This window comes from Streptomyces sp. MK37H, assembly GCF_018035285.1.
Classification (GTDB): domain Bacteria; phylum Actinomycetota; class Actinomycetes; order Streptomycetales; family Streptomycetaceae; genus Streptomyces; species Streptomyces endocoffeicus.
Genome location: NZ_JAAAYH010000023.1, coordinates 1 through 13,180, shown reverse-complemented (window position 1 = coordinate 13,180; position 13,180 = coordinate 1). Strand labels below are relative to the sequence as shown.

Sequence of the window (13,180 nt, the reverse complement as noted above, 5' to 3'; positions counted from 1 at the left end):
GCAATGCGCAATGGCCACCGCTAATTCACCAGAGTGCATGAGAATTCCGGTGGCGACAAGGATCTCGAGCAAATAATGCGCCCAGTATTCAGTTTTTCAGAGATGGCGGAGCTCAGAGGTGGAGGGGTTCAGAGGTGGAGGGGCGGCCTTTCGGTCCGCCCCTCCACCTCTCGGGGGATCGCCAGTTGGTCTCGGGGTGGTCAGCCGCGGTCGGGGGCTCTCTCGATGAACGGGGCCAGCAGCCCCGGTACCGCGGTCTCGGCGAGGGCGATTCCCTGGCCTTCGGTCAGGTCGTGCACGTGGTAGACGCCTTCGCCCGCGGCGGTGGTGGCGCCGAGGGTGATCAGCCCGGCCCGGCGCTGGAAGGGCGTCCGGGAGAGCTTCCAGCCGATGATCCCCTCGCGCTGGAGGGCGACGGTGCGGCGGGCGAACGCACCGGAGCACGCGGCCAGATAGCGGCCGCGCAGCCCGTGGCCGAGGCTGCGGTAGGCACTGAAGGCGAACGCCACCAGGACCGGCACCAGCACCACACCGGTGATCACGCCGGTGATGACGAGCCACCGGCCCAGCCACAGACCCAGGCCCACCGGGACGGCCGCGATCAGGACCGACCACATGAGGGCGCGGTTGATCCGGCGCCGCAGGGCCGCCTTGGGGTGCGGGAGGAGGCCCTTGCGCTCGATCAGCCCGGGGCCGGTGGGCAGCGCCTGGGCGGCGACCCGCATGGCCTCGTCGCGCGGGGTGGGCGGGGTCAGTCCGCGGCGCCTGCGGTTGTCCTCCTGGTTGCCCAGGCCGCTGGCCACGGCGTTGAGCTTGGCGCCCTTGGCCCAGCGCAGCGGGACGGGCTCGACGAGTTCGAGGCCGCGCAGATGGCGCTCCTCGATGCTCACGGAGCGGGTGGCCAGCAGTCCGCGGCGGATGCGGAGGATTCCGCCGTCCTCGCGGCGCAGTTCGTAACCGGCCCAGTTCTCGATGTAGGTGGCCGTGGAGCCGATCATGCCGAGGACGGCGATGACGACGGCGGCCAGCAGGATTCCGTACCAGAGCGGAATGGTGCCGAAGCGGTCCTCGAGGTCCTTGACGACGCCGAGGTCCAGCGGGTTCACCTGGAGCTCGCTCAGGGTGCGGTACGTACTGGCGGCGGCGATGAAGACACCGCCCACGCCCCATACGGTCAGCGGGCCGTAGCGCAGCCAGGACCAGTCCAGCCGGCTGAGCACACCGTCGCTGTCGGCCACCGGCCGGGCCCGGCCCGCGTCGCGCAGGGCGATGATCTGGCGGCGCAGCTCCACGGCCTCGGCCTTGGTGATGCCGTCGAGGGCGAGCCTGCGCGCGGCGGCGTCGCTCTGATCCCCGCTGTCGATGCGCAGCGTGGTGAGGCCGAAGACGCGGTGGACCGGGTTGGCGGTGACGTCGACACCGCGGATACGGCCGATCGGGACCGAGCGCTCGCTGCGGAAGAGCAGCCCGGTGTGGAGCTCGAAGCGGTCCTCGGTGAGCCGGTAGCGGGTGGTGAACAGCCGCATCAGGCCGATGCCGCTGATGACCAGGAAGGTCACGAACAGCGAGCCGAGGGTGATGATGACCTGGAGGTTGGTGTCGCCTCCGGTGACCGCGAGGCTGGCCAGGAACATGGCCACCGGCGCGGCGAGGATGGAGAGGTTGACCAGGAGCAGCCGCCCGTTGAGCCGCCCCCAGTCGCGGCCGGCCGCGTGGGAGGACGGCCGCACGGTGGTCTCGGAGCTCATGTGGCGTCTCCCGGCACGGCCTGGGTGGACTTGGCCAGGTACTCCACCAGGTCCCCGGCGAGCTTGTGGTCGATGCCCTTGATCTTCACCGCGCCCGCGGCGGAGGCGGTGGTCACGGTGACACCGGAGAGCCCGAACATCTGCTGCAGCGGGCCGCGCAGGGTGTCCACCGTCTGCACCCGGGACAGCGGCACGACCCGCCACTGCTGCCAGAGCCAGCCGGAGGCCGCGTAGACCGCCTCGTTGGTGGCCTCCCAGCGGTGGACCCGGTACCGCCAGGCCGGCATGACGGCCATGTAGAGCAGCCCGGGGACCAGCGAGATCAGCGTGGCCCACATGAAGAACTCACGCGTGGGGGGAATGGAGGCCCACAGGATCCCGAAGACGAGCGGCAAGGGCAGGGCGAAGAGTGCGGACTGCAGCGTCCACCAGCCGATCGCACGGCGGTCGACCCGGTGCCGAGGCGGTCGGAGCCTCAGATTGTCATGGCGTTCCACTGCTTCACCCTGCTCTTGCGTCTGACGGGTGCCGGGGCGGGCCCGGCGGGGGTTGGTGGACTATGAAATCAGGCGGCTCAGACCGACGCACCGGTGACGGTCTGCTGCGGCAGCTGCCCGCTTCCGGTGTTCTGGCCCTTCAGCTTGCGCATCTTGGCCAGCAGCACGGCGGTTCGGGTCAGCACCATGGCCAGCGACATGAAGACGAAGGCGTTGGCGTAGGTGTCCTGGCCGCTGATCTTGTAGTCGATGGAGAACTTGACCAGGTCCATGGTGAACCAGTGCTCGGCGCCGTAGGCGAAGAGGATGCGTCCGCTGGAGAGGACGATCCACACCAGGGCGTAGCCGATGCCACCGATGGTGTAGAGCTCACCGGACGTGGCGTCCTTGTAGGCGGGCAGCAGCACTCCGGCGATCAGACCGCAGATGACGCCGGTGCCGACGCCCACGAGCTGCAGGGAGATGTCGTTGCCCTTGGTCGGGAAGGACTCGACGAAGATCGCGATGACCACGGCCACGGCGATGACCGAGCGCACCATCCGCATCGTGGTGATGCGGCGGCGGCCGATGTCGGTCGCCAGGATGATGATCAGGATCGTGCCACTGGCGATCAGTGCGGACATGAACTGGCTCATCTGTGGCATATGCGACGTTCTCCAAGCCAAACGGGGGTGTGCGTTCGGTGTGACGGTTCTCCGCCTCACCTAGCTCAACGCTAGAAGCGGGCGCGCCACCGCGAGACGACTGAACGGTGGGTTCTGGCTGTCAACCGTCCGGTGGACACGGTGGACACGCGTGGTAGTACTGAGCCGTGCGCAATCACTCTCCGGGGGACGGCTCGCAGACCGGGGCGTACTACGGTCCCGAGTCCGGCACCCGCTGGTTCGGCCTGTGGGACGGCTTCTTCGCCGTCTCCTATCTCGTTACGGCGGTCCTGCTCTTCCTCTCCGGCGGCTCGCAGGCCAGCCACTCCATCCCGATCGCCGCGCTGACCCTCATCGTGCCCTGGTACGCGGCGGTCGGCCGGACGCTGATGATCGAGGACACCTACGGCCCGCGGAATCTGGTCTTCGCGGCGGGCCTGGTGACGCTGTTCTGTCTCACCACGGCGTTCAACCTCGTCGGCGCGTTCGCGCTGTTCGCGGTCATCCCGATGCTGATCATGAGCCTGCCGATGGCCTCGGCGGTGGTGCTGGCCACGGCGGCCAATCTCTGCCCCGTGCTGGTGGTGGCGTTCACCGGTGAGGACCTGGGGCTGAGCGTCCTGGGCGTGCTGCCCATCTCGCTGCTGAGCATCGCGCTGTCGGTGCTGCTGGGGATGTGGATCAAGCGGGTGGTGCGGCAGAGCAAGGAGCGCGGGCTGCTCATCGAGGAGTTGCGGCGCAGCCGGGAGCGGGTGGCCCGGCTCTCCCACGAGGCCGGTATCTCGGCCGAGCGCGAGCGGCTGGCCCGCGAGATCCACGACACCCTGGCGCAGGGCCTGACCAGCATCATCAGCCTGGTGCAGGCGGCCGAGTCGGAGGTGCGCGAGGCCCCGGACCAGGCGGTGAACCATCTGTCGCTGGCCGGGCGGGTGGCCAAGGAGTCGCTCGCCGAGGCCCGTGGCTTCGTGGCCGCCCTCACCCCGCCCGCGCTGCGCGGCGGTTCGCTGTCCCAGGCGGTGCGGCGGCAGGCGGAGGGGCTGATCGCCGAGACCGGCCTGGAGGTGCGGTGTTCGGTGATGGGCGAGGAGAAGTCGCTACCGATGGCGGTGAGCGTGGTGCTGCTGCGTACGGTGCAGGAGGCCATCGCCAATGTGCGCAAGCACGCCAAACAGGCCCGTACGGTCGATGTGATCGTGGTCTTCGACCAGGGCGGGGTCCGGCTGCTGGTCCGCGACGACGGCGAGGGGTTCACCCCGGACGGCACCCAGGAAGGCTACGGGCTGCGCGGCATGCAGGCCCGGGTGGAGGAGATCGACGGGGTGGCGTCCGTCACCAGCGGCCCCGGACGGGGCACCACCGTGGAGGTGAGCGTGCCGATGACGGCGCCGGCCGGGGAGGCAGTGAGTGGTTGAGGGTACGCCGGGCGGGCCGAGCCCGATCAGAGTCCTGCTGGCCGACGACCATCCGGTGGTGCGGGAGGGGCTGAGCGCCATGCTGGAGTCCGCCGAGGGGATCACGGTGGTCGGGCAGGCCGGTTCCGGTGAGGAGGCGGTGGTCCAGGCGGTCGCGCTGCGGCCGGACATCACCCTGCTGGATCTGCGCATGGGCGGGATGGACGGGGTCGAGGCCACCGGGCAGATCCTGCGCCAGGTGCCGGGCTGCAAGGTGGTCATCGTGACCACGTACGAGGACGACTCCGACATCCTGCGCGCGGTGGAGGCGGGCGCCGCGGGCTATCTGCTGAAGGGCAGTTCACGCCAGGAGCTGATCGACGCGGTGCAGACCGCGGCGCGTGGCGAGACCGTGCTCACCCCGTCCCTCGCGGGCAAGCTCTTCCGCACCCGGGCGCCCGAGCCGTCCCCGCTCTCCGGCCGTGAGCGCGAGGTGCTGCGGCTGGTCGGCCGGGGGCTGACCAACGCCGAGATCGGCGCCGAGCTGTTCGTCAGCGAGGCCACGGTCAAGACGCATCTACTGCGCTCGTATCGGAAGCTCGGCGTGTCCGACCGCACGGCCGCGGTGATGAAGGCGATGGAACGCGGCCTGTTGAACTGAGGGCGCTCACACCGTCCCCGTGAGGCTGCTGTCGGAGAGCTTCGCGGGGAGGTCGCGGCGGCGCTTGACGTTCAGCTTGCGGTAGATGCGGGTCAGGTGCTGCTCCACCGTGCTCACGGTGACGAACAGCTTGGAGGCGATCTCCCGGTTGGTGTTGCCGTGTGCGGCCAGCACCGCGATGCGCACCTCCGCCTCGGTCAGCGCCTCCACATCGCGCTGCGCCTCGGTTGTCCCCTGGCCCGGCTGGGCGGCGGCCGCGGCGAGCTCGCCGGGGTCGGCGTGGCGGGGCATCAGCTCACGGCACAGCGGATCGGCGCCGCACGTCTTGGCCACGTGCCATGCCTTGCGGACGAGCACCCGGCCCCGGTTGAAGTCGCCCAGCGAGCGGTAGGCGCGGCCGAGTTCACCGAGGGCGACGGCCAGCTGGATGCGGTCGTCGCCGCCCTCCAGGATCTCCACGGCCTCCTTGAGCCGGGGCACCCGGCGCTTGAGCTCGTCGGTGCGGGCGAGCACGACCAGCAGGGCGCCGCGCAGCCGGGCGTCCTCCGGGCCCAGCCGCAGCTGCTCCTCGGCCAGCGCGCGGGCGCGCCCCGGGTCGCCGAGGGCCAGCCAGGTCTCGGCGGCGTCCAGCCGCCAGGGGGTCAGCAGGGGGATGTCCATCCGCCAGGCGCCCATCAGCTCACCGGCGGCCGTGAAGTCGCCGAGCGCGGCGTGGTAGCGGCCGGTGGCCAGGTGGCAGCGGCCTCTGGCGCGCAGGTAGAACAGCCCGGGGAGGGTCTGGAAGAGCTCCTCGGGCAGGGGCTGTTCGAGGAGCGCCATGGCCTCGTCGTAGTGGCCCATCCCGGTCTCGGCCTGGATCAGGGTGGACAGCAGCAGCCCTAGCCCCACGCCCCAGCCCTGGACCGAGATCCGTGACATCGCGGTGCGCGCCTGGTGCGCGGCGACCTGCAGATCGCCCTGGCGCAGCGCGATTTCGGCCCGTACGGCGGACAGCAGCGCCTGCCAGGTGGGCACGCGGCGGGAGGAGCATTCGCCCTGCAGCCGCTCGCACCAGGACAGGGCGAGGTCGAGCCGGCCGGCCAGGACGAGTGCCATCAGCGCGACGGCCAGCGGCTGGAGGGTGCTGTCGCTGAGGTGGTAGCGCTGCAGCACCCGTTCGGCCTCGATGACGGCCCGGTCGGCCTGGCCCTCGGTGAGCACGGCGGACATGGTGGCGGCGGCGTGGGCGTGGGCCAGGTCGGCCATGTCGCGCGGGGCTCCGGCGGTGGCCCCGGTGGTGCCGGTCCCGACGGTGGGGAGGCGGTCGCGCAGCGGGGGGCTGAGCATGGTCAGCCACTGGGCGGAGGCGGAGACGGCGGCGGTCATCGCGGGGTCGTCGCCGGTGGCGGCCGAGCGGGCCAGCGCGGAGACGGCGCCGGCCGCCGCGTCCAGCCGCCCCGACCAGGCGAGGTAGGAGGTGATCGGAGCGACGTCGCGCGGGGCGAGCCGGCCCCGCTCGGCGTCCTCGGTGAGCTCCGGCAGATGGCTCTCGGCGGCGGCCGGGCCGATCCGCCAGGCGATGCTGACCAGCCGGGCCTTGAGCGCGGTGCGCTCGGCGCCGGGCGCGCAGGCGTGGTGGGCGCATTCGAGGCAGCGGAGCGCGAACTCCAACTCCTCCTCGACCAGGGCGAATTCGGCGGCCTCGCGCAGCACGGGGACGGCCCAGCGCTCGGCGTCCTGCCGGGCGGCGACCAGCTGGCGGGCCACGTCGAGCGCGGAGGCGCCGTCGGCGTGCAGCAGCCGGGCGGCGCGGGCGTGCAGTGCGCCGCGGGCGGTGGCGGGGGTCGCGTCGAGCACCGCGGTACGGGCCACCTCGTCGCGGAAGGCGTTGTGCTCCAGGATGGCGCACTGGTGCAGATCCTGGACGCCCTGCTGGACCGTGTTGGCGCTCAGGTCGAGGAGCTGGCCGAGCAGCCGTGGGGAGCGGGCGTCGCCGAGAACGGCGACGCCGCGGGCGATCTGCGGCACCTCGGGCTCGCCCCGGTGCAGACAGCCGAGGACGGCGTGGGCGAACGCCTCACCGGGCGCCGGGCGCTGCTGGGCCTCGCCGTGCTCGCCGACGGTCCGCCAGTCCTCCAGCAGGGCGCGCAGCAACAGCGGGTTGCCGCCGGAGACTCGGTGGCATTCGGGGGCGAGGCGGGCGGCGACGGTGGCGGACAGGGTGCCGGACAGCGCCTCGGCGACGCCCGACTCGGTGAGCATGTGCAGCCGCATGCGCACACAGTTGGGCTGGCGGAGCAGTTCGGCGTGGAAGGTGAACTGCTCCTGACGAAGCCGGGGGGATTCGGTGAGGACGATGAGAACCTTCGCCTGACGCACCCGCCGGGCCAGGTGGAGCAGGAATTGCAGGGACTGGTCGTCGCCGCAGTGCACATCGTCGACAAGGACGACAAGTGTGCGATCGTCGACCATCCGCAGCAGCGCGGAGGAAATCTGGGACATCACGTGCATGCGTCCCGCGGCGGTGGATTCCAGCGCGTTTCCGTCAAGCAGCGCGATCACTTCGGATCGCACATCGGCGGGCATCGCACCGTTATCGAAAATCTTTCGGACAATTCCGAAGGGAAGGTCCCGCTCGGCCCGCGAACCGGTCGCTTCCAGGAGCAACGCACCGCTTTCGATGGCCTGTTCGGCAAAGGTGTTCAGCAGTGTGGTCTTGCCACTGGCCACCGCACCGCTGACAAGAGCCAGCCGACCCCGGCCCTGCGTCGCGCCGCGCAGCATTTCACGCAGCGCGGAGGGGTGGTTCTCCCATTCGAAGAGGTTTGCGGGCAAAGAATTCATCCCCCGATGAAGCCACCTGATGCCCCCAGCGGACCGCCGGGGGCATCGAGCATGACGAGTGGTGTTTTCCAGTGGGTCGGGCAGGTTCCTGAGGCGGTCGACTCAGGGTCTGGACCCCGAAAGCGCCTTCGCGACGAGACTCATAATCGGCCCTTGATGCCCGGCCAAGAAGAAGTGGCCACCCGGGAACACCCGGATGTCGAACTCGCCGGTGGTGTGCGACCGCCATGCCTCCGCCTCCTCGAGGCTGGTCCTGGGGTCGTTGTCGCCGGTCAGCACGGTGATCGGCGAGCGGACGGCGGCACCGGGCACCGAGCGGTAGGTCTCGATCGCCTTGTAGTCACCGCGAATCGCCGGCATCGCCATGCGCAGGATCTCCTCATTTCCGAGGACGCGGGAATCGGTGCCGCTCAGCAGCTTCATCTCGCGTACGACGCCGTCGTCATCGCGCCGGTGCACATTCTCGTCACGGTAACGGGACGGCGCCCGGCGGCCCGAGGCGAAGAGGGCGAGCGCGGAGAACTCCGGGTCGGCCTCCTCCAGTCGGCGGGCCACCTCGAACGCGAGAACGGCGCCCATGCTGTGCCCGAAGAAGACGACCGGGAGATCGAGCCAGGGCTTCAACTCCGCGGCGATGGCGTCGGCGTACTCGTCGATGTTCTCGATCAGCGGGTCCTGACGCCGGTCCTGACGCCCCGGATACTGCACGCACAGGACATCAGCGGACGACGAAAGCGTTTGGGACATCGGGAAGAAGAACGACGCCGAACCCCCGGCATGGGGCAGACAGACCAGACGGGCGCGACTCTCGGGCATCGGATGGAATCGTCGTATCCAGACGCTGTCTTCTCGCTGTGCACCCATGCGCAGGGAAAGTCTTTCACTCGTCAAGCAATATGTGGGGGACAGACGGCAGAGCGTACCGGGCAGCGTCCAAGGACGCGTCGGCACAGCACTGCCCCTTCATGATTAACACGCCCAATGATGTAGGGGGCACCCCTAGTCTAGGGGGATTCTTCTTGACTGGGGTCACGGGGCGTTCGCGACTGCCGTGCGCTCTTGTTGAGCGCCTCCGCCAGATCGTCCAGGGCGTCGACGAGTTGCTCCGCGTCGCGCAGCGCCACCCCCGGACGGTCCCCGGACCGCTGGCGCCACCGCTCCAGCGACCGGTGCACCGGCGACCAGTTGAGCGGCCGCCGCTCCCGTACCGCCTTCACCGCCTTCGGCACCGCCTGCCGCAGTGCCGCGGCGAAGTCCCCGGCCCCTTCGGACGGCGCCGCGTCGCGCTCCGGCAGATGCGCCTCCAGCAGCATGACGACTCGTCCCATCGTGGACAGCGCCGTCTGCGCCGCCCGCGCCGCCCGCCGCGACAGTCCGCGGTGGCGCACCGGTTCCCGGTGGGCCTGTGACTCGCTCTGCTCCCAGGCCGCCCGCGCCGCGCGGGCGTCCAGCAGGGCGTCCCGCACCTGGCGGGGGCGGCGGTCGGCGGGGCGGGCATAGGCGTCGAAAACGGCGGTGGCGAAGGAGCCGTTCGCGGTCAGCCAGTCCGCGAGCCGGTCCCGCAGCCGCGGTGTCTCCCAGGCGGGGAAGACCGCGTACGCGACCATCGCCAGCACCCCGCCGAGCAGGGTCAGCGCCACCCGCGCCTGCACGGTCTGGCCCCATGCCTCGCCCGCGATGCTGAGCAGGAAGACCACATACGCGCTCACGCACGCGGAGGTCACGATGAAACCGGTGCGCAGCAGCAGGTACATCGCCAGGACGCACACCACGGCCAGCCCGGCGCTCAGGTAGGAGCCGGGGTGGACCAGTGCCACCACCCCGCCGCCGACCAGCACACCCGCCAGAGTGCCCAGGAAGCGGGCGACGCCGCGGGAGTACGTCTGGGCGAAGTCCGGTCGCAGGACCATCGTGGAGGTCAGCGGCGCCCAGTAGGAGTGCCCCAGCGGCAGGGCCGTGCTCAGCAGATAGCCGCTGACGTCGACCGCGCACAGGCGCACCGCGTGGCGCAGCACCGGCGAGGACCAGCGGGCCTCGCGGCGGATGGAGCGCAGCGCCATGGCCACGGTGCCCGGGATACCGGGGCGGGGCAGGAAGCGGTGGACCGTCCGGCCTTCGGCGGACACCTCCTCCACCGGCTCATCGGACGCCTCCACCACGTCCGCCACCAGCGAGAAGAGCCGCAGCGCGGCACGGCGGGCGGCACCGGTCAGCTTGGGCCCGTCCTCCGGCATCCGCAGGACGGCCATGGCCTCGGAGGGCACCCGCACCGGTGTGCCGTGGCGGATGGCGTGGGCCACCGCGTCCAGCACGGTGCCCGTGGCGGCCAGCAGTTCCCGCACCCGGTCGCGCTCGGGCCCCTTCTCGGGGGCGCCGACCACCGGGTCGGCGAGCGAGGCGAGCACCGGGCGGATCCGCTCGGCCAGCAGCCGGTAGCCGCGCAGCTGCCTGGGCCGCCGCCGGGCCTGACGCGCGGTCAGGGCGGCGGCGCTGCGGGCCTCCATCAGCGGCTTGGGGTCGAAGGGCGCCACCGGCTCGTAGCGCAGTTTGCGGGCGTAGTCCGCGACGGCGGCGAGCGCGTCCGCGAGGGCGTCGCGCTGCACGCCCCACGGGCGTACCGGAAAGAGCACGATCAGCGCGGCCTGCACCACACCGCCGAGCCCGACCAGCAGGGCATGCCCCAGGGCGCCCAGGGTCGAGGTCGGGAGGGTGACCGTGATCAGCATGACGGCCACCATCTGGGTGGAGACCAGCCCGGAGACCGGGCCGACCGCCCATGACATGCCCGTCATCAGCGTCCATACGGCGAGCATGATGACGAAGGTGAAGGTGTGGGTGGCGGCCAGATAGCCGAGGAAGGTGCTCACCGCGAGACCGGCCGCGGCGGCCAGCGCCAGCCAGGGGCGGGGGCGCCAGCTGCGCTGGAAGGTGGCGATCCCGGCGGAGAAGGCGCCGAAGGCCGCCGAGACGGCGAGCGTCGGCGAGCCGAGCCACAGCGCCATCCCGATGACGAGCGCGACCCCGCATGCGCCGCGGAGCGCGACCAGCGGCTCCGTCCTGGTGCGCTCGATCGCAAGGCCGGTCCGGGCAGTCTCCTTCAACGCGTGCGACCAGGTCATGCGGCGAGACTACGGGGTGGCCCCGGGAGAACTGAACCAACCGTTCCGCTCTGGATTCCCCCGGTCCGGCCCCTGGCGGGGATCAGTCCCCGGGCTCGCAGTCCACCTGGAGGAGCTGGAGCGGCCGGCTGCCGTCGAGGTCCACATAGGCGGTGAAGGACCGGGTCGTCGGCGACTGGCCCCAGTGGGTGGTGATGGTCGCCCAGCCGACCCGCGCGGACTGGGCCGTGGTCACCTCGCCGACCTCGATGTCCTCCGGCTGGTTCTGCGCGCACAGCAGCAGGTCGTAGTCGGGCGTCTGGGCGGCCCGCTCCTTGAGCTGGTCCGAGACCAGGTGCTCCCGCTCCCAGGGGCGCGGGCCGTGGTTTCCGTAGAAGCCCTCCAGGAAGTGGTGGATCTCCTCGGCGGTGTAGCGGCCGTTCGGGTCGGTCTGGGCGGTGGCCGAGGCGGGCGACCCGGCGGCCAGGGCGAATCCGAGGCCGAGCGCGGCCACACAGCCGCCGGCCACCGCGGCGCGGAAGCGAAGCGCACGAATGGATCGAAGCATGGAAAATCCCCCTGTGTACGGTCTTACGCTGATGATTCGCCCCTTAGCCGGGCGAGCACACAAGAAGACCCCTCAGCCCCTCGAATGGTTGCTCAACTGTCCCTGGGACATGAGAACTTCCCCCTCGGCCCCCAGTGCGCTATCCGCCCCGCCGGATTCTGGGTGAACGCGCCGCAGTACAGCACCGGCTCCGAGCCCCGGTCGGTGTGGTGCAGGATCACCACCGGCTTGTCCCGGGGCACCGAGCGGCCCCGCCCGACGTCCAGATAGCCGCTGGCGCCCTGCTTCCGGATGCCGTTGTCGAGGCCGATCTGCACATTGGAGCGCTCCACGTTGTCCGTACTGCGGAAGGCCCGGTTGGCGGCCTCGGCCATCAGCTGCATCGCGTCGTACGCCAGGGCGGCCCGTCCGTCGTCGCGCCACAGGTCATGGGAGCCGAAGTCCCTTGCGTAGTCGGCGTTGAACTTCTTGGCGATGTCGCTCAGCCGCGGATGGCCCGCGGGCAGCACATGGACGGTGTGGTAAAGCCGCAGCCAGGGCCGGTCCGCGTACTCACCGGCGAGGGCGGCGGTGGTGAGGTCGTTGCCGCCGAGCACCGTGAGCTTCCTGCCCTCGCACGCCGTGTTGTCCCCGAAGTCGTCGAGGAACGCGCTGAACTGGAGGGCGCGGGAGGCCCAGTAGACGACCGTCCGGGGGTTGGCGGTGATCCGCTCGCACACCGCGTCGGCCAGCTCGCCGATGCTCTCCTTACGGGCGACACCGTCCTTCGGCGGCTGCCCCTGGGCGAGCCCGCCGCCCCGGCCGCCCGGGGTGTACTCCAGGGTGAACGGCCGGGCGCCGAACCGCTCGGCGAACAGCGTCCCTATCTCGTCGCTGTACAGATCCCGGGGATCCTTGACGACCACGGCGGCGCGGGCCGGGGAACAGCTCCCGGTGCCGTCGTCCATGATGTTGCCCCGGTGGGCGAAGTCGGCCTCGACCGCGGCCTCGCGGCTGTTGGTGGGCGCCACCCTGCGGTAGTACCCGTCCACCTGCATCAGATCCGCCGTGGCCGTGGTGCCCACGACGGGGATCCGCGCGGCCCCCAGGATGCGCACGGCCTCCTGGGTCTGCTTAAGGCTCTTGGAGAAGCCCACCACCCCGATGATCCCGGAGCCCTTCTTACGGGCGTCATCGGCGACCTGGCGGGCGATGCGCGGTGCGCCCGCGAAGTTCTCCCCCGCGTTACGGCTGTCGACGCGCAGCCACACCTTCTGGGAGTCGTTGCTCGCCTCGTCGTTCAGCGCGCGCTGGGCCAGGGCGATACCGCGCAGCTCGGGCACGGCCGCGTTGTACCGCTGCCCCTCCTGGTCGGCGGCCACGTCAGAGCCGATGTGCACCACCGTACGGGCGGTGCCGCGGTGGTCCCCCACCTCGCGGTCCACCCGTGCGTTCTCCTCGCGGATCAGCCGCCGGGCGTCCTCGTACTGCTTCCGCGGCGAGTCCGCGCTCAGCTCGGGGCGGCCCGCGACGACCTCGCTGGACGCCCCGCCCAGACAGCCGCGGTCCGGCTCGTCCGTGATCCGGTCGACCAGCCACACACCCGGCGCGCTCAGCAGGGCCGCCACCACGGCCCCGGTCAGGGCCAGCTCGGCGGCCGGGCCGAGCCGGAAGGCGCGCGGCGATACGGGGTCGAGGTCCAGCGCCTCCGACTCCGGCACGAGCCCGGGCAGTGCGGCCCGCAGCGGCCGGGGCGCCCGCGACGGCATCC

9 protein-coding genes and 1 pseudogene are annotated in these 13,180 nt (G+C 71.3%); 2 read left to right on the top strand and 8 right to left on the bottom strand.

Features of this window, described 5'->3' with window-relative positions; genetic code table 11:
• Positions 1–200 precede the first annotated feature (200 nt).
• The 3 genes from GWI24_RS06015 to GWI24_RS06005 all read right to left on the bottom strand — a co-directional run bounded on the left by GWI24_RS06015 (position 201) and on the right by GWI24_RS06005 (position 2,868).
• Complete coding sequence (locus tag GWI24_RS06015; protein ID WP_210944866.1) at positions 201–1,748, bottom strand: PH domain-containing protein; 1,548 nt, start codon at positions 1,746–1,748, stop codon at positions 201–203.
• Positions 1,745–2,245, bottom strand: coding sequence for a PH domain-containing protein (locus GWI24_RS06010; protein WP_210944865.1), 501 nt, complete (start codon positions 2,243–2,245; stop codon positions 1,745–1,747). Before GWI24_RS06010 ends, GWI24_RS06015 begins: the two co-directional genes overlap by 4 nt.
• A gap of 77 nt (positions 2,246–2,322) precedes the next feature.
• Positions 2,323–2,868: a hypothetical protein gene (locus tag GWI24_RS06005; protein ID WP_240813089.1), complete on the bottom strand. Its 546-nt coding sequence runs from the start codon at positions 2,866–2,868 to the stop codon at positions 2,323–2,325.
• A gap of 188 nt (positions 2,869–3,056) precedes the next feature.
• Here GWI24_RS06005 and GWI24_RS06000 point away from each other — a divergent pair, with 188 nt between their 5' ends.
• Positions 3,057–4,301: a sensor histidine kinase gene (locus tag GWI24_RS06000; RefSeq protein WP_210944864.1), complete on the top strand. Its 1,245-nt coding sequence runs from the start codon at positions 3,057–3,059 to the stop codon at positions 4,299–4,301.
• Positions 4,294–4,941 carry a response regulator transcription factor gene (locus GWI24_RS05995; protein WP_210944863.1) on the top strand — a complete coding sequence of 216 codons (648 nt, stop codon included), beginning with the start codon at positions 4,294–4,296 and terminating at the stop codon, positions 4,939–4,941. The genes GWI24_RS06000 and GWI24_RS05995 overlap by 8 nt, the downstream gene beginning before the upstream one ends.
• Positions 4,942–4,947: 6 nt before the next feature.
• On the opposite strand, the gene GWI24_RS46065 is transcribed toward GWI24_RS05995, so the two are convergent.
• The 5 genes and pseudogenes from GWI24_RS46065 to GWI24_RS05970 form a co-directional block, all read right to left on the bottom strand.
• A complete protein-coding gene (locus GWI24_RS46065; RefSeq protein ID WP_210944862.1) occupies positions 4,948–7,764 on the bottom strand; it encodes a LuxR family transcriptional regulator in 2,817 nt (938 codons plus the stop codon).
• Between the two features lie 102 nt (positions 7,765–7,866).
• Complete coding sequence (locus GWI24_RS05985; RefSeq protein WP_210944861.1) at positions 7,867–8,628, bottom strand: thioesterase II family protein; 762 nt, start codon at positions 8,626–8,628, stop codon at positions 7,867–7,869.
• A gap of 140 nt (positions 8,629–8,768) precedes the next feature.
• Positions 8,769–10,883 carry an FUSC family protein gene (locus GWI24_RS05980; RefSeq protein ID WP_210944860.1) on the bottom strand — a complete coding sequence of 705 codons (2,115 nt, stop codon included), beginning with the start codon at positions 10,881–10,883 and terminating at the stop codon, positions 8,769–8,771.
• 82 nt (positions 10,884–10,965) lie between these two features.
• A complete protein-coding gene (locus GWI24_RS05975) occupies positions 10,966–11,430 on the bottom strand; it encodes a hypothetical protein (RefSeq protein WP_210944859.1) in 465 nt (154 codons plus the stop codon).
• 92 nt (positions 11,431–11,522) lie between these two features.
• A pseudogene (locus tag GWI24_RS05970) lies at positions 11,523–13,180 on the bottom strand (hypothetical protein); the annotation flags it as partial.

Bases quoted from the DNA above. Each gene is read 5' to 3' on its own strand.
- GWI24_RS06015 (WP_210944866.1), bottom strand. From the start codon at position 1,748: ATGAGCTCCGAGACCACCGTGCGGCCGTCCTCCCACGCGGCCGGCCGC.
- GWI24_RS05975 (WP_210944859.1), bottom strand. From the start codon at position 11,430: ATGCTTCGATCCATTCGTGCGCTTCGCTTCCGCGCCGCGGTGGCCGGC.
- GWI24_RS46065 (WP_210944862.1), bottom strand. From the start codon at position 7,764: ATGAATTCTTTGCCCGCAAACCTCTTCGAATGGGAGAACCACCCCTCC.
- GWI24_RS05980 (WP_210944860.1), bottom strand. From the start codon at position 10,883: ATGACCTGGTCGCACGCGTTGAAGGAGACTGCCCGGACCGGCCTTGCG.
- GWI24_RS06005 (WP_240813089.1), bottom strand. From the start codon at position 2,868: ATGTCCGCACTGATCGCCAGTGGCACGATCCTGATCATCATCCTGGCG.
- GWI24_RS05985 (WP_210944861.1), bottom strand. From the start codon at position 8,628: ATGGGTGCACAGCGAGAAGACAGCGTCTGGATACGACGATTCCATCCG.